Source organism: Mesorhizobium sp. B2-7-1 (assembly GCF_006440735.1).
Lineage (GTDB): Bacteria > Pseudomonadota > Alphaproteobacteria > Rhizobiales > Rhizobiaceae > Mesorhizobium.
The window spans coordinates 66,756-92,769 of the sequence record NZ_VFUA01000013.1 but is presented as its reverse complement, the minus strand read 5'-3'; the positions used below and the strand labels follow the sequence as shown (position 1 = coordinate 92,769).

Annotated in this window: 19 protein-coding genes and 1 pseudogene; 13 read left to right on the top strand and 7 right to left on the bottom strand. The window is 61.7% G+C overall.

Translation table 11 applies throughout. The features are described 5' to 3' along the window. The 3 genes from FJ471_RS08125 to FJ471_RS08115 form a co-directional block, all read right to left on the bottom strand. Positions 1 to 571, bottom strand: a 571-nt coding sequence (locus tag FJ471_RS08125) for a glycosyltransferase family 4 protein (RefSeq protein ID WP_140802653.1), incomplete at its 3' end; no start/stop codon positions are given. After that, a complete protein-coding gene (locus tag FJ471_RS08120; protein WP_140802652.1) occupies positions 568 to 2,016 on the bottom strand; it encodes a lipopolysaccharide biosynthesis protein in 1,449 nt (482 codons plus the stop codon). The genes FJ471_RS08125 and FJ471_RS08120, both read right to left, overlap by 4 nt. Continuing rightward, a complete protein-coding gene (locus FJ471_RS08115) occupies positions 2,013 to 3,554 on the bottom strand; it encodes a DUF4214 domain-containing protein (RefSeq protein ID WP_246684642.1) in 1,542 nt (513 codons plus the stop codon). The genes FJ471_RS08120 and FJ471_RS08115 overlap by 4 nt, the downstream gene beginning before the upstream one ends. A 295-nt stretch (positions 3,555 to 3,849) precedes the next feature. Here FJ471_RS08115 and FJ471_RS08110 point away from each other — a divergent pair, with 295 nt between their 5' ends. Next, positions 3,850 to 4,971, top strand: coding sequence for a glycosyltransferase family 1 protein (locus FJ471_RS08110; RefSeq protein ID WP_140802651.1), 1,122 nt, complete (start codon positions 3,850 to 3,852; stop codon positions 4,969 to 4,971). A gap of 300 nt (positions 4,972 to 5,271) precedes the next feature. Here the strand turns inward: FJ471_RS08110 and FJ471_RS08105 are convergent, their stop codons facing one another. Then, complete coding sequence (locus FJ471_RS08105) at positions 5,272 to 5,505, bottom strand: hypothetical protein (protein WP_140802650.1); 234 nt, start codon at positions 5,503 to 5,505, stop codon at positions 5,272 to 5,274. Positions 5,506 to 5,852: 347 nt separating this feature from the next. On the opposite strand from FJ471_RS08105, the pseudogene FJ471_RS08100 reads away from it, so the two are divergent. Further along, positions 5,853 to 6,981 (top strand): annotated as a pseudogene (locus FJ471_RS08100) (hypothetical protein). A gap of 91 nt (positions 6,982 to 7,072) precedes the next feature. On the opposite strand, the gene FJ471_RS08095 reads toward FJ471_RS08100, so the two are convergent. Next, positions 7,073 to 7,360 carry a hypothetical protein gene (locus FJ471_RS08095; RefSeq protein WP_140802649.1) on the bottom strand — a complete coding sequence of 96 codons (288 nt, stop codon included), beginning with the start codon at positions 7,358 to 7,360 and terminating at the stop codon, positions 7,073 to 7,075. 1,130 nt (positions 7,361 to 8,490) lie between these two features. Here FJ471_RS08095 and FJ471_RS08090 point away from each other — a divergent pair. The 6 genes from FJ471_RS08090 to FJ471_RS08065 all read left to right on the top strand — a co-directional run bounded on the left by FJ471_RS08090 (position 8,491) and on the right by FJ471_RS08065 (position 16,352). Further along, entirely contained in the window at positions 8,491 to 9,864 is a 1,374-nt protein-coding gene (locus tag FJ471_RS08090) for an aminotransferase (protein WP_140802648.1), read from the top strand. Positions 9,865 to 9,920: 56 nt separating this feature from the next. Beyond that, positions 9,921 to 11,408 (top strand): aldehyde dehydrogenase, encoded by a 1,488-nt coding sequence (locus tag FJ471_RS08085; RefSeq protein WP_140802647.1) that lies wholly within the window; start codon positions 9,921 to 9,923, stop codon positions 11,406 to 11,408. Between the two features lie 78 nt (positions 11,409 to 11,486). Beyond that, the gene (locus FJ471_RS08080; RefSeq protein ID WP_140802646.1) at positions 11,487 to 13,142 is read left to right on the top strand and encodes an AMP-binding protein; all 1,656 of its coding nucleotides are present in this window, start codon (positions 11,487 to 11,489) and stop codon (positions 13,140 to 13,142) included. Further along, a complete protein-coding gene (locus FJ471_RS08075) occupies positions 13,139 to 14,734 on the top strand; it encodes an NAD(P)/FAD-dependent oxidoreductase (RefSeq protein WP_140802645.1) in 1,596 nt (531 codons plus the stop codon). The genes FJ471_RS08080 and FJ471_RS08075 overlap by 4 nt, the downstream gene beginning before the upstream one ends. Before the next feature lie 3 nt (positions 14,735 to 14,737). After that, entirely contained in the window at positions 14,738 to 15,610 is an 873-nt protein-coding gene (locus tag FJ471_RS08070) for an amidohydrolase family protein (protein ID WP_140802644.1), read from the top strand. 133 nt (positions 15,611 to 15,743) lie between these two features. Next, on the top strand, positions 15,744 to 16,352 hold the full coding sequence (locus FJ471_RS08065; RefSeq protein WP_210242000.1) for a TetR family transcriptional regulator C-terminal domain-containing protein: 609 nt from the start codon (positions 15,744 to 15,746) through the stop codon (positions 16,350 to 16,352). A gap of 28 nt (positions 16,353 to 16,380) precedes the next feature. Here FJ471_RS08065 and FJ471_RS08060 read toward each other — a convergent pair whose 3' ends face one another. Then, positions 16,381 to 17,415, bottom strand: a complete 1,035-nt coding sequence (locus tag FJ471_RS08060; RefSeq protein WP_140802642.1) for a histone deacetylase family protein — start codon at positions 17,413 to 17,415, stop codon at positions 16,381 to 16,383. An 8-nt stretch (positions 17,416 to 17,423) separates the two neighbouring features. Continuing rightward, complete coding sequence (locus FJ471_RS08055) at positions 17,424 to 18,857, bottom strand: amidase (RefSeq protein WP_140802641.1); 1,434 nt, start codon at positions 18,855 to 18,857, stop codon at positions 17,424 to 17,426. A gap of 167 nt (positions 18,858 to 19,024) precedes the next feature. Here FJ471_RS08055 and FJ471_RS08050 point away from each other — a divergent pair, with 167 nt between their 5' ends. The 5 genes from FJ471_RS08050 to FJ471_RS08030 all read left to right on the top strand — a co-directional run bounded on the left by FJ471_RS08050 (position 19,025) and on the right by FJ471_RS08030 (position 25,966). Next, a complete protein-coding gene (locus FJ471_RS08050) occupies positions 19,025 to 20,632 on the top strand; it encodes an ABC transporter substrate-binding protein (protein WP_140802640.1) in 1,608 nt (535 codons plus the stop codon). 170 nt (positions 20,633 to 20,802) lie between these two features. Beyond that, positions 20,803 to 22,404: an ABC transporter substrate-binding protein gene (locus FJ471_RS08045; protein WP_140802639.1), complete on the top strand. Its 1,602-nt coding sequence runs from the start codon at positions 20,803 to 20,805 to the stop codon at positions 22,402 to 22,404. Positions 22,405 to 22,468: 64 nt separating this feature from the next. Next, positions 22,469 to 23,434 (top strand): ABC transporter permease, encoded by a 966-nt coding sequence (locus FJ471_RS08040; RefSeq protein WP_140802638.1) that lies wholly within the window; start codon positions 22,469 to 22,471, stop codon positions 23,432 to 23,434. Positions 23,435 to 23,445: 11 nt separating this feature from the next. Then, entirely contained in the window at positions 23,446 to 24,324 is an 879-nt protein-coding gene (locus FJ471_RS08035) for an ABC transporter permease (RefSeq protein WP_140802637.1), read from the top strand. A 4-nt stretch (positions 24,325 to 24,328) separates the two neighbouring features. Beyond that, positions 24,329 to 25,966, top strand: a complete 1,638-nt coding sequence (locus FJ471_RS08030; protein WP_140802636.1) for an ABC transporter ATP-binding protein — start codon at positions 24,329 to 24,331, stop codon at positions 25,964 to 25,966. Positions 25,967 to 26,014 lie beyond the last annotated feature (48 nt).

The following is a 26,014-nucleotide window of genomic DNA, read 5'->3' as shown; positions in this document are numbered from 1 at the left end:
GCGGCACGCCGTTCGGCAGAACGGCAAAGGCTGCATCCGTCTCCGGGAAACGCCGGCGTGCAGCCGCCACGACATGTTCGGAACAACCCACCGCGAGATCGGTCGCCGCCAGCGCGCGTTTCATCGCGCGATGATCGAGTTCCGATAGCCAGTCGCAATGCATGTGCAGGACGATCGTCGCGTTGGGTGCCGCGCGCCGAACCGCGGGCGCGTATTGCGGGAAGTTCTGGATATGGACGATGTCGGGCGAAATCCGGCGTATCATGCGCATGGCCTGCGCAAGAAAATCGAGGCTGTAAAAGCCCTGGGCGACCAGCGGCGACTGTGGCCGGACACGATTCCAAAGGCGACCGGCCAAGCCCCACAGCCGCAGCGGCGCACATCTCAGCAACTCGAAGCCTATGCCATCGATTTCCAGCTGGGCCGGTTCCCCACGCGACCGCCGCGCGATCACGGTCATGTCGCAATCGGTCCCCATTCGCCGCGCGACCTCATACGTCCATATGCCGATCGAGTTCCGGATCGGCGGCGTGACCGTGTCGAAAGGCTGGCTGAGGACCAGTATCTTCATTGGGTCCTCAGCCTCAGGATGAAATCGCGCGCATTGAGCAGGTCGCGGCGCATCAGCACGAACGAGGCGGCGACATAGACTATGCCGCCGATCGCGATCCCGACGGCAGTTGTGATCGCTGGCGGAGCGCCGGCTGGAGCGTTGCGCAGCCAGATGCTGACGATTGCAAACATCAACGTCGCGGCGAGGGCAAGTCGCGGGAAGATCACGACGGGACGTATGACGTCGATGCGGGCAAGCTTGCGAACCTGGAAAAGGAAGACAGGCAGAAGCACGACGTTGCTGACGACGAGACCGATCAGGCCCATCTCAAAGTTGATCTGCACCCCGCCCGCGATCAACGCGAGGGCGATCACGGTGTAGGCCATGTTCAGCTTCAGCAGCAGCCCCGAACGGCCGAGCGCCAGGATCGTGTAGGAGCACAGGCTGTCGATCGTGCGTTGGACCCCCAGTACCATGAGAATCTGGACGGCCGTCACGGCGGCCGTCCATTGCTGACCGAAAATCAAGGGAACCGCCACCGGCGCGATCGCCGCGAAGCCGAAAAAGGCCGGGAAGCCCATCATGCCGGCGACGCGGACGGTGGCGTTGAAGAAGTTGTTTATCTTCTCCGGCTCGGCCTGCATCCGGGACACGGCCGGCATGGTCACGGCCATAAGCGGCCAGAGCAGGAACTCCACCAGAAGATCGACGGGCCGGCGCGCAAAAGCATACAGGCCCACGGCGGCGGGGCCAAGGAACGCGCCGAGCACAACCTTGGGGATCTCATCATTGCCGAAGTTCCAGAACGCCTGGACGATAACCGGGCCGGCGAAGCCGAACAGCTCCCGGATGCGGGCATAGGAAAACCTGAAACTCGGGCGCCAGGTGCTTCCCAGGAGTATGACGGTGGTTTCGACCGTCGCCTTGGCAAGCTGCATCCAGACAAGGCTCCACACGCCGAAGCCGGCGATTGCGAAGGCGACGCCAGTTGCACCGCCGACTATCGAGCCCGTGAGCGTGCGGAGCGCGAAGAGCCGAAAGTCCAACTGCCGTTTGAGAATAGCCGCGGGCACGACGTTGAAGGACTGGATTACAACGATGAGGCTGGTCCATCTCACGAGTTCGGCCAGCAAGGGCTGCTCGAACAGGGTCGCGATGATGCCGGCCGAGAGCCAGATCGATGCGCTGATCACCGCGCCTACCGCAATGTTCAGGCAGAAGGCCGAGTCCAGATGGATCGGCTCGATTTCCGGCCGCTGGATGATGGCGTCGGGCAGGCCTCTCGTCACGGGTGCTGCCAGGATATTCGGGACCACCATGGCAAGGGCCGCGAGTCCGAACGGCTCCGGTCCGAGATGACGGGCCAGAACCACGAACACGCAGAACATGGCAAGCTGCCGGCCCCATGTCTCGACGGCTGCCCAGAAAGCGCCGCTGATGATCTGACGGCGGACCAGGCTCATTGAACCGCCGCCCCATCGCTGTTGAACAGAACTGCGTTGGTGGAGCGGAACTCGTAGGAGTGGAGCAGTTCCATGACGAACTGGTCGCTCGTCAATTCGCCGCTCTTCAGTCTCGAGACATAAGTCGACAGGCCGCCATTGTCGGGCTCCCGCCTCAGGAGCAAGCGATAGAGGTTTGCGACATATTTGGGGTTGCCGGGTGTATCCGCCAGATTGGCGGCCGTGAATTCCGGCGAACGCGCGATGTGCGAGAGTACCGGCAGGATGGACGGGTCCTTTTTCATCGCCACGATCACGCCCCACTGCTCGGCAGGAGAGGGCATGCGGTGCAGGATCAGGCAGTAGGCGTAGGCGGCCTGGTTGGCGGGGGCGAAGACGGATCTGTCGAAATCGTCGATGGAACATGGGTGGACGGTGCCGGCACCGGCAACGGTGGGCGGCTCTTTCGGCGGCGGGATGGCCGGGGTGACGCTCGACGGCCCGGTGTCGGCGGGATGGTCGGCAATCGCCTGCTTCATCGCCGTGTAGGCGAATTTCTGCCCGTCGGGCACGAATGCGCTGCCGTCGCCCTGCTTGAGGCGCACGAGGCCCATATAGGCCTCGTAGCTCGGGGCCCAGTAAGGCTCATCGAGGAGTTCGTAGACGTGGGCGGCCTGCACGCCGTACAGCGATTGATATTTCCGCAGCAGCGCCATGGTCTGCACCAGGCCTTCAGCCTGTTGCCTTTCGCCGGCCTGACTGCCGCCGCTGTAATTGAATTCCGTGAGCCAGATCGGTTTGCCGAACGAAGCCAGGAATTTGAATGCCTCTCCTGGGTCTCCTTCGTAGAGATGCCAGACCGATATGTCCCATCGGACACCGTCCTGAAGCATGCGCGTGAAAGCTCCTCGGTGACCCCAGCCAGCCGTTCCGAGAGCTTTTCTTATCGTGGGGTCGACGGCTGTCGTGGCATCGGAGAGACCGCGCAGCACCGCGCTGACCTTCGCCCAGCGGGGGCTGAAATAGTCGGACGTATCCGGGCCGCCGGCTGGCCCCCAGGAGCAGTTGTATTGCGTTCCGTCGTCTCTCATCTCGCAGGGCTGCAGGATGGCGTAGTTTTCCATCTCATTGCCAAGCTCCCAGACGCGTATGTCGTCCTTGAAGCGGGAGACGAGCGTCGTTGCGAGGCGGTAGGCTTGCCCGTACAGGTCTCCGGTCGTGTCGTTATCGAGGTCGAAATCAGGGGTGACGACCGGCAGTATCTGGATGCCGCGCTTCTTGGCCGCCTCAACCAGCACGGCCAGCTTGTCGGCACTGTCGGCATTCGAGATGTTGACGCGATAGGAGGTCATGCCGAGGTCCCGAACATAGTCGAGCTGCTGCTCGATGGATATGCCAGGATATGCATTGAGGGGATGGCCGTTCACGCCCCAGAGGACGTCAGCCGAACTCCAGGTCGTCATGCCGAGGAGAAACGCGGGCAGCAGCAAGATGTCTGCCGCGATGCTCGCCAACCGGTCGACGAGAAACGGAGATGTTCTATCGACGTGCCTTTCCATGACGGTGCCACCTTGTCCAGCTTTCGCTTTGCTCGTCCGTTCGCCTCGCCCGCAAGGGTCGAGACGGTGCGCATGTTCCCGATGCAGTTTAGCATCGGGCAGCCAGAGCGAACTTCAGACATTCGGGGTAGCCCGGCTGCGTTGCCTCGCCGTTCGGATGACCTCGTACCCGACTCGCCCGGACACCAACCTCCAGTCGACGTCCCAAAGGTCAGGATGACCGCGCTTTGTTGAATATCCAAAATGCGGCTGGGGTGGTGTGGCAGCCAGCCGGTTTTCGCTTGGATCCTTATCGATGGCACGACATTGGACAATCAATGGCCGGTTCCTTACCCAGCCGATCACTGGCGTTCAAAGATATGGACGGGAGATCGTTTCCGCGCTCGACATATTGATCGCGGACGCAGTGCCGCTGACTAACGGGCTGTCGGTCGAACTATTGGTGCCGCCGGACTTCAATGAAGGATTGTCTCTTAAAGCAATCAACACAAGGAGAGTCGGAAGCATCGGGGGGCACGCTTGGGAGCAGACGATACTGCCAGCCTATGTTCGTGGCGGTCTACTTAGTCTCTGCAATCTTGGGCCTCTCGCTACACGAAAACAGATATTGTGCATCCATGACGTCAACACTCGTGTGTGCCCACAGAGCTATTCGGCGCAATTTCGGTTGCTTTATCGCACCTTGATCCCGCTTCTGGGCAGGACCGTCCGCAAGGTCACCACGGTGTCTCGGTATTCAGCGAAGGAATTGAGGCACCATAAAATATGTCCCACCGCTGATGTCGTGGCGAACGGACATGAGCACGCGCTTCGGTGGGGGGCAATCCATTCAGACCAGACGAGGGAAATTTCAGGACCGAGGACAATCGTCGTCCTTGGCAGCACCGTTCCGCACAAGAACGTAGGCTTGATTCTGGGCCTGCAGGCCCGACTTGCCGCTGTCGGCCTACGCGTGGCGGTGTTAGGTGCGTCGAGTTCTCGGGTGTTTGGGCAGGTAGACTACAAGGGTGCCGAGAACATCACCTGGTTGGGTAGGACGTCCGACGCGGAATTGTGCGCGCTCCTGCAGGATTGCCTCTGTCTCGCATTTCCTTCCTTGGTCGAGGGTTTCGGTTTGCCCCCGCTCGAAGCCATGGCTCTTGGATGTCCGGTGGTTATGTCGGATCGTGCTAGTCTTCCGGAAGTTGGAGGAGACGCAGTCTTATATGCCTCACCAGAGAACGCTGACCACTGGCTGAATTGCTTCATGCGACTGCTTGATGATGAGCAGCTCAGGATCAAGTTGGTCCAACGTGGTCGAGAACAGGCGGCGCGGTTTCGATGGGCAGCGTCGGCCCACCGCTATCTAGAACTCATGAGAGGCCTGGACGGGTTGACGCCAGCTGCCGAGTTTCGCAGCAACGAACATGCAAACTGAGTAATCTGCCTTCCCCTTTGGTCCGCCTATATCGCCAGTTTCCGAAAAGGTGGGCGCCGGCCGGACGGCAGTGGTTGGGGACTGGCAAGCCGGCGCCCGACGCCATATTGACTTATGATTTTCGGCGCCGCGCAGGAATAGCATGGAAATAACGGCGATGAGACTAGCCGATAGCCGTAGCGGGCTGAGATGAAAGCAGTACTATTGGAAATATCTATAATGGAAATGCATTCCGCAGGCGATGATGCCAACTGGTAGCAAAGCCTACTGGGGCATGCCGAGCTGCCGCCAATCGGTTTGTCAGAATACGGTCACTCTGCAGTCAATGTTTGCTTCCATCAGAGGTTGACGGTTTTCATCGGAAACAACCACCGAAAGCTTGTTTTGCCAGGTCTCACGAGCCTCGTCCTGCGCCAGCGCGAGCAGCATCCTGACAGCATCCGCTTGAGCTTCGCCGGGACCGGCGTACTGGGTGCCGTCTGTGTCCACAAAGGAGGAGTCATTACCTTTGATGTCAAAGAAAAAAGTTGGCATTCGTGGCGGGTCCGAAGCGGGTCTGGGCATGCCAAGGGACATATCCCTCGCAATGCTTCTATTAGGGCCTTTTTTTACCTGGCGCTAGCGGCTGCAGGTCGACGTCAAAGGAAGCTGTGGAGAACTCGGTTTTATGGATCACGAAATGTCGATGACCTTATCAGCTGAACCTGCGCCTAAAGCGGGCGGCGGCAATCGACCGGTGCTATCCGCTCGTACTATCCCCTATGCATGGTGAGTACTACCGGACCCCGTTCTCGTGCGTGTATCAACCCAACTGGCAGATGCTTCCTTGGGGATCCTGTCTGATAAACTGCAGTGTGGTTCCAATTTTCGGAGCTTACGCGATGGTCCTGAAAATCGCCGGCGAAGCCCGGCCCAATAGCCTGGAATTCGAGACCTCGGCGCTGATCAAGGCGTCGGGCGGTCGCGAATATGATGCGCGTTGGTGGTTCGGCTGTGCAACTTCGACGAAGGCACCGGAACTCAATCTGATCGGCGTTCAGGCACTTGGAATGGGGCTCGGCACCCTGATCCGCCGAATGGGCGTCGGGCCTGGGATTGTGACAGGTCACGACTTTCGTTCCTACTCGCTGTCGATCAAGTTGGCGTTGGTTTCAGGTCTATTGGCGGCTGGCGCGCGAGTGAAGGATATCGGCTTGGCCCTGTCACCCATGGCCTATTTTGCTCAATTTGAGCTGGATATTCCTTCGGTCGCCATGGTCAGGCGCCGATGTCGGATTGGGCTTCGATGGCGATGGCGACCGTTGCGGTGTCGTCGACAATGAGGGCAACGAGATTTTCGCCGACAAGGTCGGTGTCATGCTTGCACGGGATATCTCCAGTCTGCACAAGGGCTCCACTTTCGTTGTTGACGTCAAGTCGACGGGGCTCTTCTGCACGGACAGTGCACTCAAGGCGAACGGCGCCATCACCGATTACTGGAAGACGGGCCATTCCTACATCAAGCGCCGCGCCGCCGAACTGGGCGCGGTGGCAGGCTTTGAGAAGTCGGGACATTTCTTTTTTAATCGGCCGATAGGCCGTGGCTATGATGATGGGCTGATGACCGCTATTGCAGTCTGTGAGATGCTCGACCGCAATCCGCGAAAATCGATGGCAGACCTGTACCGCGAGCTGCCACTAACTTTCAGCACGCCGACGATGTCGCCGCACTGCGCCGATGAGGTGAAGTACGCCGTAGTCGACAGGGTCGTGGCCGATTTCCAGGCGATGCAATGCGATGGCGTCAAATTCGCCGGTCAGAAAATCGCTGATCTTATAACGATAAACGGCGTCCGCGTCGTCGCCTACGACGGCACCTGGGGACTTGTTCGGGCTTCGTCCAACAAACCCGAGCTCGTGGTGGTGGTCGAGAGCCCAGTATCGTCGGAACGGCGCCGACAGATGTTCGAAGCGGTTGATGCAGTGTTGCGCCGCAGCCCAGAAGTTGGGGCCTATAACCAGACTTTTTGAAAATTATGCTGTGAGGTCAATGCTATCGGGTACGGCGTGAGCGTACGCCGCCCCCGAGGTTAACTGATCGTTTCCTACCCGATGCCGCGGCTCAATCCTGGCTTTCAACGGGCAGGTAGGCGGGTACTATCTCGCCCGGTGCGAGCTCCAAAAGACTGCGCGCTTCGAAGTTGACTTCGGCTGTGCAGACCACACGCCCCTCAGTGTCCCTGACATGAATTGCTACTGTCCCAATCTGCACCTTCGGGACCAAGTCCTTTGCGACGTCAACCACTGCTTTAGCGGCTTGCAGTTTGGCGGCGGCAAGGTCGACCACATCCAGGCCTTCCTCATCTCTTACCAAAGTGCCGCCCTCATACGTATCGAAGTAAAATCGCATTGGAATTCTACCGGCATGCCAGTTCCATCGGCGAGCAGTGCTTTTAAGCTTATCGGGCGCGTTTCTGGAAGACGGTAGGACCAATGCCGCCAAGTGTCCGACTTCAGTCGCTCTTTGGCAATGCGGCCGATGACGAAATTGGCTGCGGCCGGCGCCCGTTGGGGTAAGTGGGTGGTTAGGACGCCGGCCTCGGCAGACCTAAATCTGCCTAATATGCAGAATAGCTAATGTTTTCCTACCTGACATGGCGTGATCGCGTAGCTCCGGTTCGAGGGTACTAACCACGGTCGCGTATCATGCCATCCAAGCGCCGTTTACTTTCTAAAGCGGTGACGGTACTTTTCGAGACTGCTCAAGGGTGCCATCGAATGCCGCCAGAGAGAAAATTTGTCGATTGGTCCCGATTGTCGATCAAACCTCAAAATTTTTTTTGCGGCGATTTTCACTTTAAAATCAACACCGTAAGTTTTCGACGGACCACAGGTCGGCTTTCGGCGCGGTAGCCAAGAAAAAACGCAGCTAGATCAATGACATAGCTGAGTCAAAAACAATTGAGTGGGAGTGAGGGGCGAACGGTGCGATAGCGTAGTCTCGGCGGTGATTTTCGTTGCCCTATAAATCGCCTCCGTGTCCATATCCGACTCCCGCTCGACTGGTGATCTCCATCTCCGATCTGGCAGACCCGATCTGCGCCCACATCCCGGATTAAGTAAAGTGCTTTCAAATGACGCGAGGGCCGCGGCGTAGAACGGCGTGTACAGGGCGTGTCTGCTTCGCGCCCCATCTCGGCCGTTGAGACCGGCTTCGCGGTTTCCTGAAAGCAACGGAACCGACCACAACGGAGTATCGCGTGGGCCCCTAAACGGCGGCCTCCTGCTCCATCTCTTTCATGTCCTGAAAACGGTCCGCAATCCGCGGGAGGACAAGACTCGACAGCAGGGATGTGCAAAAACCGCTGGCCCCGTCCTTATTCCTCCTCCATTAGCGTTTTGCGAGAATTTTGATTGATTGAGCAATCAGAATTGTTGACACGCGGCTTCGCTTGCCGCACTACTTGGAGGAGGGTGCGCGGTCGCTGGCCAACGACGGTCGGGCACGCGTTGGTTGGTCAATGAAATGGGAGGTCGCGTATGGCGGATGTTATCGGAGGCGACATCGAAAGCGCGATGCGCGAGCACATTCTCGTGCCTGCGCAGGAAATGGCGAAACTTGGAAAGTCCTCCCAGCCGATTCTGACGCATGCCGAAGGGATCTATGTCTATGCGGAGGACGGACGCAGGCTGATCGACGGCCCGGCCGGCATGTGGTGCGCGCAGGTCGGCTATGGACGCAAGGAGATCGTGGACGCCATCGCGCATCAGGCGATGACGCTGCCTTACGCCTCTCCCTGGTATATGGCCACGAGCCCCGCGGCGCGGCTGGCCGAGAAGATCGCGACGCTCACGCCGGGCGATCTCAACCGCATATTCTTCACCACCGGAGGATCGACGGCCGTCGACAGCGCGCTTCGGTTCTCCGAGTTCTACAACAACGTGCTGGGGCGGCCCAGGAAGAAGCGCATTATCGTGCGCTATGACGGCTACCACGGCTCGACCGCGCTGACCGCCGCCTGCACCGGGCGCACGGGCAACTGGCCGAACTTCGACATCCAGCAGGACCGTATCTCGTTCCTGTCGAGCCCCAATCCGCGCCACGCCGGCAACCGGACTCAGGAGGAATTCCTGGATGATCTGGTGTCGGAGTTCGAGGACCGGATCGCGGAGCTCGGCGCCGATACGATTGCTGCCTTTCTGGCGGAGCCGATCTTGGCCTCCGGCGGGGTCATTATTCCGCCGAAAGGTTATCACGCCCGCTTCAAGGCGATCTGCGAAAAGCACGACATACTCTACATCTCCGACGAGGTGGTCACCGGCTTCGGCCGCTGCGGCGAATGGTTCGCGTCCGAGAAGGTGTTCGGCGTCGTTCCAGACATCATCACTTTCGCCAAGGGAGTTACCTCGGGCTACGTGCCCCTGGGCGGGCTTGCGATCTCCGACAAAGTGCTGGCGCGGGTTTCCGGCGAGAACGCCAAGGGGGGCTGGTTCACCAACGGCTATACCTACACCAACCAGCCGGTGGCCTGCGCCGCGGCGCTGGCCAACATCGCATTGATGGAGCGTGATGGCGTGGTCGAGCATGCGCGCGCTCAGGCCGACTATTTTGCCGAACGCTTGCGTTCCCTGTCCGACCTGCCGGGCGTGGCCGACGTTCGTTCCGTCGGACTGGTGGGATGTGTCCAGTGCCTGCTGGACATCAACCGGATCGACCCGTTGGACGAGGACAAGGCCTTTACCCGGGAGATCGACCAGCGCTGCTTCGATCTCGGCCTGATCGTTCGGCCGCTGGGAGACCTGTGTGTCATCTCGCCGCCGCTCGTCATCAGCCGCGAACAGATCGACGACATCGTCGCTATCATGCGGCAGGCGATTTCGGAGGTCGGCGCGGCGCGTGGCCTCAGCCGCTAAGGGACGGGCGCCTGGAGCCGGTCAAGCACACATCTCAACAACAGGATTGGACTGACATGCTGCAAACAATCGACTGGCACGCGCGTGCAAAATCGGTACGGCTGCCGAACCGCCCCTTCATCGACGGCCAATATGTCGACAGCGTTTCGAACGAGACCTTTCCTTGCGTCTATCCCGGCGACGGGCGGCTGCTGACGCAGGTGGCCTCGTGCAACGAGGCCGATGTCGACAAGGCGGTCCGTTCGGCGCGCAAGGCCTTCAACGCGGGCGTCTGGTCGCGCATGGCGCCAGCCGACCGGCGCAGGATATTGCTGCGCTTCTCCGAGCTGATCCTGGCCAATCGCGAGGAGTTGGCGCTGCTGGAAACGCTCAACGTCGGCAAGCCGATCGCCAATGCGTTCAACGGCGACGTGGTCGGTGCCGCGAACTGCATTGCCTGGTATGCCGAGGCGATCGACAAGGTCTATGGCGAGGTGGCGGCGACCGCCCATGAGATGACGACGCTGGTCGTGCGCGAGCCTGTGGGCGTCGTCGCCGCCGTGGTGCCGTGGAACTATCCCATGTCCATGGCGGCCTGGAAGCTCGGGCCGGCGCTGGCCACGGGCAATTCGGTGGTCCTGAAGCCGGCTGAGCAGTCGCCCTTCACGGCGCTGAAATTCGGCGAGCTGGCCATCGAAGCCGGGCTTCCAGCCGGTGTGTTGAACGTCGTGCCCGGCCTGGGCCACATCGCCGGCAAGGCGCTTGGCCTGCACATGGATGTCGATTGCGTAGGCTTCACTGGCTCGACCGAGGTCGGCAAGTATTTCATGCAGTATTCGGGTCAATCCAACATAAAGCGCATCGGCCTTGAGCTTGGCGGCAAGTCGCCGCAGGTCGTGCTTGCCGATTGCGACGATCTCGATGCCGCCGCGGCCGGTGTCGCCGCCGGCATCTTCGCCAATACCGGACAAGTCTGCAACGCCGGCAGCCGTCTGATCGTCGATGAAAAGATACGCGACGCCCTGTTCGAGAAGATAACGGCGCAGGCAAAGTCCTTCGTGCCGGGCGATCCGCTGGACGCCGCCACCCGCATGGGCTCGCTGGTCACCCAGGAGCAGATGGACCGGGTGCTGGGCTATATCGACGCCGGCCGTGCCGAGGGGGCGACAACGCTGATCGGCGGCAGCCGCGTGCGGACCGAAACCGGCGGCTTCTACATCGAGCCGACCATTTTCGACCGCGTCAGGAACGACATGAAGATCGCGCGGGAAGAGATTTTCGGCCCGGTGCTGTCGGCCATCACCGTCAAGGGCTTCGACGAGGCGATGGAAGTGGCGAACGACACGGTCTACGGTCTTGCCGGCGCGGTCTGGACGGGTTCGGTGAAGAACGCGCACCGGGCGGCCAAGGCCATCAAGGCGGGCGTGGTGTGGGTCAACTGCTTCGATCGCGGGTCGATGGCGGTTCCCTTCGGCGGCTTCAAGCAGTCGGGCTTCGGTCGCGACAAGTCCCTGCACGCGATGGACAAGTACACCGACCTCAAGGCGATGTGGTTTGCTCACTGACTGTCGGGGCCGCGCCGTTCTTGCGACGGCGCGGCCTGCCGGAACCTAAGCGCTGACCTGCTGCATTCGGAGTTGGACATGTGGAAGGACGAAGTCCTGGCGCAACCCGTCGTCGGGTATGATGAGCGCCGTCGTCGCATCGAGGCCGAGCCGCTGCCGGACAATATCGGCGCGCTGATCGATGCCGCAGCCGACGCGGCCGGCGACAGGCTGTTGTGGAATTTTTTCGAGAGCGGCGAAACCATCACCTATGCCGACATGCGGCGTACCGTGAACGGGCTCGCGGCGGGCTTTCTGGCGATCGGCATCCGCAAAGGCACGCATGTGGGCGTGATGCTGCCCAATATCGCCGCCTTCCCGTTGACTTGGCTGGCGCTGGGCCGGATCGGCGCCGTGATGCTGCCGATCAATCCCGGCTACACGCCACGCGAGATCGCGCATGTGATGCAGGTGGCGGAGGCCGAATGGGTCGTGACCCATGCCTCCACGCGCGCGACACTCGATCAGGCTCATGCCGAAGGGTTGGTGTCGGTGCCGCCGGAGCGGATGATCGTCGTCGGCGGCGACATGCCGGACGGCGCGCGCGACTGGCATGCGTTGGCCGCGCCGGCCGATAGCTTCACGGCGCCCGAGCCCGTCGGGCATGGCGATCTGCTGAACATCCAGTTCACCTCGGGCACCAGCGGTTTCCCGAAAGGCTGCATGTTGAGCCAGCGCTATTGGATTTCCGCCGGCAAGGTGAATGCGTTTCGCGACGGCAGGGTCTATCAGCGCATCCTGGCCTCGACGCCTTTCTTCTACATGGATCCGCAATGGCTGCTGCTGATGACCATGTATCAGCGAGGCACGCTTTTCGTTGCCGCACGGCAATCGACCAGCCGTTTTTCCTTCTGGCTGAAGGAATTCGGTATCGAGTTCTGCCTGCTGCCTTGGGTCTTGCACGGTATCGCAGCGCAGCCGCACGACGCCGACAACAAGGTGGTGCGCGCCAACATCTACGGCTGTCCGCGCGATCTTCACGAAGCGCTGGAGACGCGCTTCGATCTGAATGCGCGCGAGGCCTTCGGCATGACGGAGGTCGGCCCGGCGATGTTCGCCCCTGTCGAGCGGCCCGACAAGGTCGGATCCGGATCCTGCGGGGTGCCCTGTCCGTTTCGGCAATGCCGCATCGTCGACGAGGCAGGCAATCCCGTTCAGCAAGGGGCAATCGGCGAATTGCAGATCAGTGGTCCCGGCATCATGCTGGGCTACTACAACAATCCGGAAGCGACCGCCGAGGTCTTGCGTGACGGATGGTTCTCCACCGGCGATCTGTTCCGCCAGGACGAGGACGGGTTTTTCTACATCGTCGGCCGCAAGAAGGACATGATCCGGCGCTCGGCCGAGAACATCGCCGCGCGCGAGGTCGAGACGGTTCTTGCCGCGGCCCCGGGGGTGGCCGAAGTCGCTGTGGTCGGCGTGCCGGATCCGCTCAGGGGCGAGGAGGTCAAGGCCTATCTGAAACTCAAGGAAGGGCAGGGGCTCGATCAGGCACTGCTGGACAGTGTCATCGCCACGGCCCAAGCCGGTCTCGCCGCCTTCAAGGTTCCGCGCTTCTATGCCTTCGTCGCGGATTTTCCCCGCACAGCCTCGCTGAAGATATCCAAGCCGCAACTCAAGGCGGGAGACACAAATCCGCGGGCGGGCGCCTATGACCGCACGATCGCCGCCTGGATCGAAGGAGCTGGCGCATGAGCCCGCGCTACGACGCCGTCATCGTCGGCGGCGGCCACAACGGCTTGACTTGCGGCGCCTATCTTTCGCGAGCGGGAGTGAAGGTGCTGTTGGTCGAACGGCGCGACATCACCGGCGGCGCCGCCGTGACCGAAGAGATCGCTCCTGGATATCGCTCGTCGATAGCGTCCTATTATCAAGGCCTTTTGCAGCCCAAGGTCATCCTCGATCTGGAATTGCAGAAATACGGCTTCGAGGTGCTGCCCGCGCATCCCACGGTCTTTGCGCTCGAGGGCGGCAGGACCTTCACCATGTGGGACGACCCTGAGAAGTTCGCCGCCGAAATCGGCAGGCTGTCGAATTCGGACGGTCAGGCCTATGCGCGCTATCGGACGCATATGCAGAAGATCGCGCCCTTCATGAAGCAGCTTCTGTGGGAAGTCCCCATCAATCCCGGCAGCGGCAAGATGCGCGACCTGAGGCGCATGGCCGGCTTCGTGTGGCGCTTTCGCAAGATCGGCCCGCAATTTTTCGACATCTACAACCTTCTGACCATGAGCGCCTATGACTACCTGTCGCGCTGGTTCGAGTCGGAGGATGTGAAGCTGGTCCTCGGCTTCTTTGCCGGCGGCGGCGGCGCCAATTCCAGCCTGAAAACGCCGGGCTCAGCCTATATGCTGGTGCGCGGCATCGTGCGCGACGGGACCACGCCTGCGGGCCCTGCCGGTTTCATGAAGGGTGGGATGGGTGCGATCTCCGACGCCATCCGCCGTTCCGGCGAGGCGCATGGCATGGAAGTCCGCACCGGCGTTCCGGTCGAAAGAATCCTGGTAGAGAACGGGCGCGCGGTCGGAGTGCGGCTTGCGGGCGGCGAGGACATCCGATCCAAGATCGTGGTCGCCAACGCGACGGCGCGCACGATCTTCACCAGGCTGATCGATCCCGGTCGGTTGCCTGAGGATTTCAATCGCGACATCGCCAACATCCGTTGCGAAAGCACGGTGTTTCGCGTCAACCTGGCCCTGAAGTCGCTGCCGGACGCACCTGTCTTCGCGCAGGCCGCGCACGGTGGCGGCGTCCTGCCGCAAATGACGATCGCGCCCAGCGTCGCCTATATGGAACGCGCGCATCGCATCTCCCAGGAGGGCGAGATCGCCGACGAGCCATTCCTGATCGTCAAGGTGCCGTCGATGGTGGATCCGACGCTGGCGCCTCCCGGGCACCACATCATGAACGTCTTCGGCGGACATGCGCCCTATACGCTCGCCAAGGGCAGCTGGGACGAGCGGCGCGAGGAATTGTGGGAGAATGTCCTGAAGGTCCTCAAGACCCAGTTCCCGGATATCGAGGATCACATCTTGCACCGGCAGGTCATCACGCCGCTGGATCTGGAGCGGATTTTCGACCTTCCGAACGGTCATGTGCATCACGGTGAAATCAGCGCCGACCAGATGTTCTTCCGCCGGTTCTCGCCGAACTATGCCGATTATCGCAGCCCGATCGAAAGGCTTTATCAGGCCAGCGCATCGGTTCATCCCGGCGGCGGCGTCACCGGCGTTCCCGGGCACAACGCGGCCAAGGTGATCCTGGAAGACCGCGGGAAATGGAGCTGAGCCATGCTTATCGATTTTTCCAGCCGCCCGCCGCTGCCGGAGTTTTCCCCGGCGGCTCCGCATCTGAGCAATTATCGACGGGTCTATGAGGCAAGCGAGACGCTCTCGGCCGGCTCGCAGGCCGCTCGAGGGTTGGATGGATACCTGGAGACCTATGAACGGCTTGGAACGCGGCATGTCGTGCTGAAGGCACGCGATCTCAGCACGACCTTCGGTTTCAAGATCGCGAACGAATCGGTGGCGGATTTCGTGAAATCGCACGGCCCGCGCTTCATCGGCTTCGCGGGCGTCGATCCGTACCAGGCGGATGCGGTGGCCGCGTTCGATCACGCGGTCAACCACCTCGGACTGCGTGGCCTCAATCTTCAGTGCTTCGAGCTGAAGATGGCGCCGGACGACGCGCGGCTCTTCCCGCTGTACGAAAGGGCGATCGAGCTCGATGTGCCGGTCAACATCCACTGCGGCATCAACTTCTCCACGCAGACGCCGATGTCGGTGGGCAAGCCGGAATATCTGGACAACGTCATGGTCCGCTATCCGGAATTGCGGGCCATAGCCTCGCCGCCCGGGTGGCCCTGGGTGCAGGAACTGATCGGCGTGGCCTGGCGGCATCCGAACCTTTACATCGGCCTTCTTGCGGTCCGTCCCAAGCTGCTGGCGAAGGCGCATTCAGGATACGAGCCGCTACTCCAGTATGGCCGCACCATCCTGAAGCAAAAAATGATCTTCGGCTCGGCTTTCCCGATGATGCCGGTCGACACCGCGGTCGGCGAAATGAACAGCCTCGACTTGAGTGACGAGGTGCGCAGATTGTGGCTGCACGACAATGCCGCGCATTTTCTCAGGCTCGCCCCCGGCAATGAAGCGGTGCGTTAGATGTCTTTTCGCGACGATGAGGCTTGCTTTTCGGCTCGCATGGCGAGACAGGATTCCTACTTATTTTCGAATGAAAAGCTGAATTTGCATGTCGGATCTGAAAGCCAGATCCCGGGGGAGCGCCGGAAGGACCATGGCTGTTAGCCGCGACGATCAAGTGGTCGACCGCCGTCGCAGCCTTGTCGAGGCAGCGGTCAAGGTCATTTCGAAACGGGGCCTGACGGGCGTCACAATCAACTCGATCGCCGCAGAGGCAAAATGCTCCTACGGCGTGGTCTCCTTTCATTTCCAATCGAAGGAAGGCATCATCTTCGCCGCGCTGGATCACACGGCCGCGGAATACGAAGCCTACCTCACTCGCCTCAACGCCTCGGCGCTCGGCCCGGCGGATCGCATCCGTCGCATGATCGATACCGACTTCAGCCGCAAGGCCGCGGGGCGGGACAGCATCGCATTGTGGCTGGCTTTCTGGGCGGAGGCGGTTCGGGTTCCGGCCTATCACAAAAGATGCGCGGAACTGCGCGAGTACTACAACCGGGCCGTTTGCGCCGATATGGCCGAGCTTGCGCAACTGCGCGGAATGACGATCGCTGCCCAGCAGTTGGCGATATCGTTGAATGCCTTGATCTCGGGATTGTGGATCGAGAATCTGGTGTCCAACATGTCCATCACCGAGGGGCAGAAGATCGGTCACGAAGCCTGCCTTGCCTTCATGCGGCTGCATTTTCCAGAGGATTTCTGACGGCCGGGACAGGTGCCCGGCCTTTATCTCACGTCTGTGCGGACAAATGCCCGGTGAGAACGTTCACGACATTTGTGCCGATCGCCTCGATTGCATAGCCGCCCTCCATCACGAACAGGGAAGGTGTCTTCAGCGAGCCGATGCGACGCCCGATCTCGACGAAATCGGCGTTCGTCAGCTTGAAGTGCGAGATCGGATCTTCCTCGAACGCGTCCACCCCCAGTGAAACCACCAGACGCTCGGGAGCAAAAGCCGCTATGCGATCGATCGCCCGGTCAAGTGCTGCGCCCCAGGTAGAAAAATCCGATCCCCAGGGCAGCGGGAGATTGAGATTGAAACCCTGGCCAGCCGCTTGCCCGGTCTCGTCGGCGAAACCGATATAGTAGGGATACTCCTGAACCGGATCGCCATGGATCGAAACGGTCAGCACGTCGTCGCGATCGTAGAAAATATCCTGCGTGCCGTTGCCGTGGTGGTAGTCGACGTCAAGCACGGCGACGCGCCGCGCGCCGGTGTCGCGGAAATACTGCGCGGCGATGGCGGCGTTGTTCAGGAAGCAGTAGCCGCCGAAATAGTCGCGGCCTGAATGGTGTCCGGGCGGACGGCAGAGCGCGAAGGCCGAAGGCTCGCCCGCGTTGATGAACCTGGCCCCGGTCAAGGCGCAATCGACCGCGGAACGCGCAGCCTGCCAGGTGCCCTCCAGGATCGGGCTGCTCATGTCCACCGCGTAGCGACCGAGCTCGGCGCCCGGACGAATGGTGGGGATCATGCGCGTGCGACGCGGCGGCCAGATGTTCGGATAGGCAGGAATGGCTCCGACTTCCGCCACCCAGTCGGCCCAGATGTTTTCCAGAAACCGGACGAAATCCGGATCATGCACGGCAAGAACCGGCGAAAGGTCGAAGCTTTCGGGCCCGATGACCGGGCCGAGATCGGCGCGTCGCACCGCGTCGAGCACCAATTGGGCGCGGCGCGGAATCTCGAAGGCTTCCACCCATTTGCCCCGATAGAATTCGGTCTCGACGCTTTGCAATTTATGACGGTCGGAGAAGATTGTTTTCATGGCAAATCTCAACAGGGCAGATCGGGGCGTGTTTCGGGCGCGGTGAACCAGCCGCCCACGGCGCTCTCGTACGCGAAACCGGCGCGGAAGACAGCCTGGTCATCATAGGTGCGGCCGACCAATTGAATCCCCGTGGGCACGCCGGTTCCGGCGAAGCCCGAGGGCAGGGCCAGCACCGGGCAGCGGCTCAGCATGTTGAAGGGCCACGCCATGGTCCAGCCGAGATAGGAATCGATCGGCTTGCCGTTGATCGTGAGCGGGTCCCGCATCTCGAAATCGGCCCTCACCGCCGGCACCGCCAGTGTCGGGCAAAGGAAGAGGTCGTGTTCCTCCATCAGCGGGCCGAAATGCGCGTAGATACGGCCTTCGACATTGAGGCTTGAAAGATAGTCGCGCGTCGTCACCGCAAGCGATTTGCGGGCGAAGTCGGCGGCGTAGGTCGTCAGGCTCGACTGGCGGTCGTCCAGGTATTCCGCGAGCCAGGCGCCGAACAGTGTCGCGTGATGGGTCGCGGCGGCCTCGTAGACCTCCCACGACCATGGCAGGTCGACTTCGACCACCTCGGCTCCCAGCGAGCGGAAGACATCGACGGCCCGCAAGGTGTTCGCGCGAACATCGGGATCGATCTCCATGAAGCCGAAATCGAGCGAGTAGGCGATCTTCCAGCCGCGGACGCCACCTCGATCGATCGTCAGGTCCAGCTTGGGTTTCAGGGAAGCGATGTCCTTCGGATGCGGCCCGGCCAGGATATTCTGCATCAGCAGGCAATCCTCGACCGTTCGCGCCATAGGGCCGGGATGATTGTAGTGATCGAGGTTGAAGGGCGGTGTCGACGGCACGCGGCCGTAAGGCGGCTTGAAGCCCACGACGCCGCAGGCCGAGGCGGGAATACGAATGGAGCCGCCTATGTCGGAGCCTGTCGCCAGCGTCGTCAGACCGGCCGCCAGGGCTGCCCCCGAACCGCCCGACGAACCGCCGGGGGTGAAATCGCGGTTCCACGGATTGCGTGTGATTCCCCACTGGCGGGAATGGCAGAACGGCGCGCAGGAAAATTCCGGCGTGGTGGTGCGGGCATGCACGATCGCGCCCGCGTCCAGCAGGCGCTGCACGACCGGCGCGTTCGCCGAGGCGACATGGTCGGCGTAGAGAACCGAACCGTAGGTCGTGACCTTGCCTGCCATCATGTTTTCGTCCTTGAGGGCGGTCGCAATTCCTTCCAGCGGGCGCAAATCCGGGGCACGCGCGGCGTAGCGGGCTTCCGCGCGCCGCGCCTGCTCCATGGCCTCGTCGGCATAGGTGAAGCAGACGGCATTGAGGCTCTGCGCAGTCGAGCCGATGCGCGACAATTGCGCCTCGAGCACCTCCACGGGCGACAATTGTCCGGTCCGGAACAGGCGCAGCGCTTCCGATGCGCCGATATAGGCAAGGCTGCCGTCCGGCATGGCGTCTCCTGGGTCTCTGGCGGTTCAAAGATGCGTTATTTTGCCCCTTGTATGATTGATTGGTCAATCAGTTTGTTGACAGGTTCGCGTTTCCAATTACTGTAATCCCCAAGGCGCCGGGACGAAGAAGCGACCGAATGTCAACCAAGCAATCCAAGAGGGTGAACATGAGCGAATCGGATCGCGGCCAGATGAATGATCTGGCCCACAAACTGCGCAACGGCGCGATTTCCCGTCGCGAGTTCTTGGCGCGGAGCTCGGCACTTTTGGCGGCAGGCGCGGCCATGACCATGCCGGGCATGTCGTATGCCCAGACCGCCGAGCCCAAGGCCGGCGGCAAGATGCGGCTGGGGCTCCACAACGCCTCGCAGAACGACAATCTCGACCCAGGCACCTGGTCGACCAGCTGGACGGGAGCCAGCTTCAACGGCGGTGTCTACAACAACCTGGTCGAGATCCTGCCCGACGGCTCGGTCGCTCCCGATCTCGCCGAAAGCTGGGAGCAGGAGGACAAGGCCGCGACCTGGCGCTTCAAGCTGAGAAAGGGTGTCACCTTCCACAACGGCAAGAGCCTGACGCCCGAGGACGTGCGCCAATCCTTCCTGCATCACATGAAGCCCGACTCGACATCGGGCGCGCGCGCCATCGTTCAGCAGATCTCCTCGATCGATCTCGACGGGTCCGATGCCGTCGTCTTCAAGCTCGCTGACGGCAATGCGGACCTTCCTTACCTGATGTCGGACTATCACCTGTCGATCTTTCCGGCGCAGGAGGGCGGCGGCATCGACATCCAGTCGGGCAAGGGAACGGGCGCGTTTCTTCTCGACAGCTTCGAACCCGGCATCGCGACCCGGCTGAAGCGCAACCCGAACTATCACAAGAACAACAAGCCCTACCTGGACGAGGTCGAGTTCATCTCCATCCCCGACGCGACGGCGCGGCTCAACGCTTTGCTGACGGGCGAGGTGGATTTCATCCAGGACCTCGACATCCGCAATGTGCCAATGGTCGAGCGCAGCTCTGATTTCACTGTACAGCGCGTGCCGAGCCTGCGGCATTTCTCGTTCGACATGGATACGCGCGTTGCGCCGTTCGACAATCCCGATGTTCGTCTGGCGTTGAAATATGCGCTGGATCGGGACGACGTCATCGACAAGGTATTTCTCGGCGAGGGGCGCAAGGGCAACGACAACCCCGTCTCCTCGATCATGAAATACTATCATGAGCTGCCGCAGCGCGATTACAGCATCGAGAAAGCCAAGGAGCATCTGGCCAAGGCGGGGCTGACCAACGTTTCCGTTGACCTTCACGTCGCGGACAACGCCTTCGCCGGCGCGATCGACGCGGCGGTTCTCTACCAGGAACACGCGGCCAAGGCCGGCATCACCATCAATGTCGTGCGCGAGGCGGCGGACGGCTATTGGGAAAATGTCTGGTTGAAGAAAAGCTTTGCCGGTGTGGACTGGTTCGGGAGGGCGAAGGTCGACTGGCTGTTCTCGACGATCTACACGTCAAAGGCGCCGTGGAACGCGGGCTGGTCGAATGCGCGTTTCGACGAGTTGTGCGAGAAGGCGCGGACCGAGGCGGACGACGCCAAGCGCACGGCCTATTATGCCGAGGCGCAGCAGATCATCCATGACGACGGCAACCTGCTGACAGTCGCTTTCGTGGATTGGCGCAACGCCGTCTCCAACAAGCTGGGCTACGACAAGGTCGGCGGCCTGATGCCGCTCGACAATATGCGTATGTGCGAGCGCTGGTGGCTCAAGGCCTGACGCTGATTGATGTGGTCGGGCGGGCGCGTAGACCCGCCCACTTGCTGTGAATGATCAGGCCGACCGTGCTTGCCGTGCTGCCGTGCGTTTTCGCGCATCACGCGGCTGACGGCCTGCGGTTGTCCGCATGAAGGCTTGTGCTGTTGTTTCGGAAAGGCTGGGAGGAAATTATGGAACGGGTGAATATCGCAGGCGGTGAACATCCAACGGCGTCCGCCGGCATGACGCCGACACGGCGCCGCTTTCTGGTAGGGGCGAGCGTGGTGGCCGGCATGGTCGCCTTGCCCGGCCTGTCCTGGGCTCAGGACAAGCCGAGGCAAGGCGGGAAGCTGCGCTACGGCATGAATGACGGTTCGCAGCAGGACACCCTCGATCCGGCAAGCTGGGCGACGGTGATGACAGGCTTTGCCTTCAACGGGTCGCTCTGCAACAATCTCGTGGAATTGCTGCCGGACGGCTCGCTTGCCGGCGACCTCGCCGAGAGCTGGGCGGGCGAGGAGGGAGCGACCCGCTGGACCTTCATTCTGCGCAAGGGGGTGAAATTCCACGACGGCCGTCCGTTGACGCCCGAGGACGTGCGTCAATCGCTTCTGCATCATATGGGCGAAGGGAGCACGTCCGGCGCGCTCGCCATCGTCAAGCAGATCAAGCAGATCGACAAGCAAGGCGATGAGAAGGTGATCTTCACCCTTGCGGAGGGCAATGCCGATTTTCCGTCCCTGATGTCGGACTACCACCTGTCGATCTTCCCGGCCAAGGAGGGCGGCGGCATCGATTGGCAAAGCGGCATCGGGACGGGCGCGTTCAAGCTTGAAAGCTTCGAGCCTGGCATCGCCGTCCGACTGAAGCGCAACCCCGATTATCACAAGCCTGGCCTGCCTCATTTCGACGAGGTGGAGGTGGTCAACATCTCCGACGCCACTGCCCGGCTCAACGCATTGATGACGGGCGAGGTCGACGTGATCGAAGACCTCGATATCCGCAACGTGGCGCTGGTCGAGCGGAATCCTCGCCTGAAGATCGTTCGCACGCCCAGCCTGCGGCATCTGACGTTCGACATGAACTGCTCCGTCGCGCCCTATGACAATCCAGCGGTGCGCAAGGCGCTGAAGCTCGCCATCGACCGGGACGACATCATCGCCAAGGTTTTCCTGGGCGAAGCCAAGAAAGGCAACGACAATCCGGCCGCCTCGATCATGCCGTTCTATGCCGAAACGCCGCCCCAGCACGCCTACGATCCGGATGCCGCGAAAGCCATTCTGAAGGAGGCGGGGCTCGACGGCGTGACGGTCGACCTCTCGGTCGCCGAAACCGCTTTTCCCGGCGCGGTCGATGCGGCGGTTCTGTTCAAGGAACATGCGGCCAAGGCCGGGATCACGGTGAACATCGTCCAGGAGGCGGACGACGGCTATTGGGACAATGTCTGGCTGAAAAAGCCATTCAACGCCTCCGACTGGTACGGGCGCGTCACACTCGATTGGCTGCTTGCCACGTCCTACACCTCGGACGCGCCGTGGAACAACACCGGCTTCAAAAAGCCTGGCTTCGACGCGCTCGTCAAATCGGCGCGCGCCGAGATGGATCAGGCAAAGCGCGCCAAGACCTATGCCGAAGCGCAGCAGATGCTGCATGACGAAGGCGGAGTGATTACCGTGGCTTTCGTTTCATGGCGTCTCGCCATGACGACGGATATCGGTCATGCAGCATTGGGCGGCATCCTGCCCGCCGACAATCATCGCGGCGCCGAGCGCTGGTGGCGGACGGATGCATGATCATGTGTCCGCCGCCGGCGGAGTGATATCACGCAAGCGAGCGAACGAGCGGAGAGCGCGACGCATGACGACCAAATCCCACCCGATCCTGTCCATGGCGGCGAGCCGGATCGGCTTGGGACTGCTCAGCCTTGTGATCGTATCGCTGATCATCTTCTCGGCCGTCAGCTTTCTGCCCGGCAGCTACGCTTCCGCCATTCTCGGTCAGAACGCCACGCAGGCGGCCATCTCGGCGATGGAGATAAAACTGGGACTGAACCGCCCCTGGTTCGTGCGTTATCTCGCCTGGCTGGGGGCGGCGGCCACGGGAGACATGGGGCTTTCGTTTTCGGGGCGCCCGGTGATGGCACTGATCGGGCCGCGCTTGAAGAACACGCTCGTTCTGGCCTCGATCACCGCAGCCATCGCTGTGCCGCTCTCGATCACGCTCGGCATCGTCTGCGCACGGTATCGGGGTCGGTTCATCGACAAGTTCCTGTCGACCTCGACACTTGCCTCGATCTCGATCCCTGAATTCTTCGTGGCCTACGTTGTCATGATGGTGCTGGCGGTGAAGCTGCAGTTGTTCCCTTCGATGGCCGGCATTCGCAACGGCATGGGACTGGGCGAGCAGCTCTACCGCATGGTGCTGCCGATCCTCACTTTGTTGCTGGTCATTCTGGCCCATATGGTACGCAACACGCGCGCCGCGATCCTGTCGGTGATGGCCAGTCCCTATGTCGAGATGGCCCGCCTCAAGGGCGAGCCCGAGAAACGCGTGGTCATCCGTCAGGCGCTGCCCAACGCGATCGGCCCCATCGCCAGCGTGGTCGCGCTGAATCTCGCCTATCTCATCTCCGGTGTCGTCGTGATCGAGGTCGTGTTCGTCTATCCCGGCGTCGGCCAGGCGATGATCGATGCCGTGCGCAATCGCGATGTTCCGGTCATCCAGGCCTGCGCGCTCATTTTCGCCGCTGCCTATATCGGCTTCAACCTGATCGCCGACATCATCTCGATCGTCAGCAATCCGCGCCTGCTGCATCCGCGTTGAGGGAGAGAACCATGCAGCAAAGCCTCGAAGTCCGATCCGTCGCCCCCAACCGGCTCCTGCGCGCGCTGAAACTTGTTCGTTCGGCGCCGCCGACCGCGAAGTTCGGCATGGTGGTCGTCGCCATCTATGCCTTCGTCGCCCTCTTTGCCCCGTTGCTGGCGCCGTACGGCGAAGTCGAGGTCGTCTCGCGCGTTCCTTTCGAGCCGTGGAGCGCCAGCCATCTTCTGGGCACCGACCAGCTAGGCCGCGATTTCCTGTCGCGCCTGATTTTCGGCGCGCGGAACTCCATTTCGATCGCGCTGCTCACCACGGCCATATCCTTCGTCATTGGCTGCCTGCTGGGTGTCCTCGCGGCACTGGTCGGAGGGATCGTCGACCAGGCGATCTCGCGTCTCGTCGATGCGCTGATGTCGGTCCCCGATCTGATCTTCACGCTGATGATCCTCTCGATCTTCGGCTCCTCGGTGACGAACCTGATCCTGATCATCGCGGTCCTCACCTCGACGCGTTTCTACCGCATCGCGCGGGCGGCGGCGCTGAATGTCGCAAGCCTGGATTTCGTCGAACATGCCAAGGTGCGCGGGGAAAGCCTGCTGTGGATCGCGGTCAACGAGGTCTTTCCCAACATCCTGCCTCTGATCCTGTCCGAACTGGGCATGAGATTCTGCTTCATCTTCCTGAATATCGCGGCTCTTTCATTTCTTGGGGTCGGCATTCAACCGCCAACCGCGGAATGGGGATCGATGGTCCGTGACAATGCGGCGCTGATCAACATGGGCGATATCACGCCCCTCATTCCCGCTGCGGCCATCGCCTTTCTGGCTATTGCGGTGAACTTCGTGGTCGACTGGCTCCTGAACCGGGCAAGCGGCCTGAGCGAGGAAGGGTGAGACGATGAAAGGCCAGACCGTGACCGCGACGCCGACCGTACCCGTCATCGACATTGTCGACCTGAAGATAGAGGCGAAATCGAACGACCAGTGGTCGAAGATCGTCAACGGCGTCAGCCTGTCGATCCGTCCCGGAGAAGTGCTTGGATTGGTCGGCGAGTCCGGAGCCGGCAAATCGACGCTTGGGCTGGCGGCCCTGGGTTACCTTCGTCCAGGCGCCAAGGTCACCGGGGGCGAGGTGCGACTGTCGGGACACAACATCCTCGCTGTTCCGGAAGAGGAGCGGCGCAAGTTCCGCGGCACCAAGGTCGCCTATGTTGCGCAGAGCGCGCAGGCAGCCTTCAATCCGGTGCATCGCCTGATGGACCAGATCGTCATGGTCGCCGTCGATCGCGGCGGGATGACGCGCGGAACGGCGGAGAAACGCGCGCTCGACCTGTTCCGGGCCCTGCAGCTTCCCGATCCGCAAAACTTTGGCAGGCGCTACCCGCATCAGGTTTCGGGCGGACAGTTGCAGCGCGCCATGGTCGCCATGGCGATGATCTGCAACCCGACCCTGATCATCTTCGACGAGCCGACCACCGCGCTCGACGTGACCACACAGGTCGAGGTCCTGATCTCGATCCGCAAGGTCATCGAGGACTACGGCGTGGCGGCGATCTACATCACCCATGACCTCGCGGTCGTCGCCCAGGTCGCGCATCGGGTAGCGGTTCTTCGCTACGGAGAGGTGGTGGAGGAGGCACCCATCGCGCAGATCATGGAACGTCCCGTCCATCCCTACACGAAGAGCCTGTGGGCGGTGCATGAAATGCCGGTTGACCATGACGCCCAGCATGGCGGCAAGGGCGCGCCGCTCCTGGCGATCGCCGGCCTCGGCGCGCACTATGGCGATTTCCAGGTTCTGACTTCGATCGATCTCGAAGTGGGGCGAGGCGAGACCGTGGCGCTGGTCGGCGAATCCGGGTCGGGAAAATCGACGCTGGGCCGGGTCATCGTCGGACTGAAGGAATTGTCGTCCGGGCAGGTGATCTATGACGGCAAGCCGTTGCAGGGCACGATACGCCGCCGGTCGCTGCAGACGCTGAAGCAGATCCAGATCATCTATCAGTCCGCCGATACCGCGTTGAACCCCCGCCAGACGGTGCGCAAGATAATCGGCCGCCCGCTGACGCTCTATCAGGGTCTGCGTGGCGCGCGCCGCGAAGCACGGGTTCAGGAACTGCTGAATCTGGTCGAACTGAACGAAACCCATATCGACCGCACACCCGGCCAGCTGTCGGGCGGGCAGAAGCAACGTATCGCCATCGCTCGCGCCCTTGCGGCCGACCCGCGGCTGATCGTCTGCGACGAGATCACGTCCGCGCTGGACAAAGTGGTCCAGGCGGAAGTGCTGCGCATGCTGATGAAGCTGCAGGCCCGCCTGGGCGTCTCTTACCTCTTCATCACCCACGACATCGAGGTGGTGCGTGCCATCGCCGACCGCGTCGCCGTCATGCAAAATGGTCGCATCGTCGAGCAGGGGGGCAAGGATCAGGTCCTGGCGCAACCCCATGCCGACTATACGCGCAAGCTGCTCGACTCCGTACCCGACATGGCGGTCGGCTGGTTGGACGGCATTGTCGCCGAGCGGGCCGCCTGAGCGCCTTTTGTAGGTTGCGGCTACCGGCTGGGCGGGCGAGAAAGATGA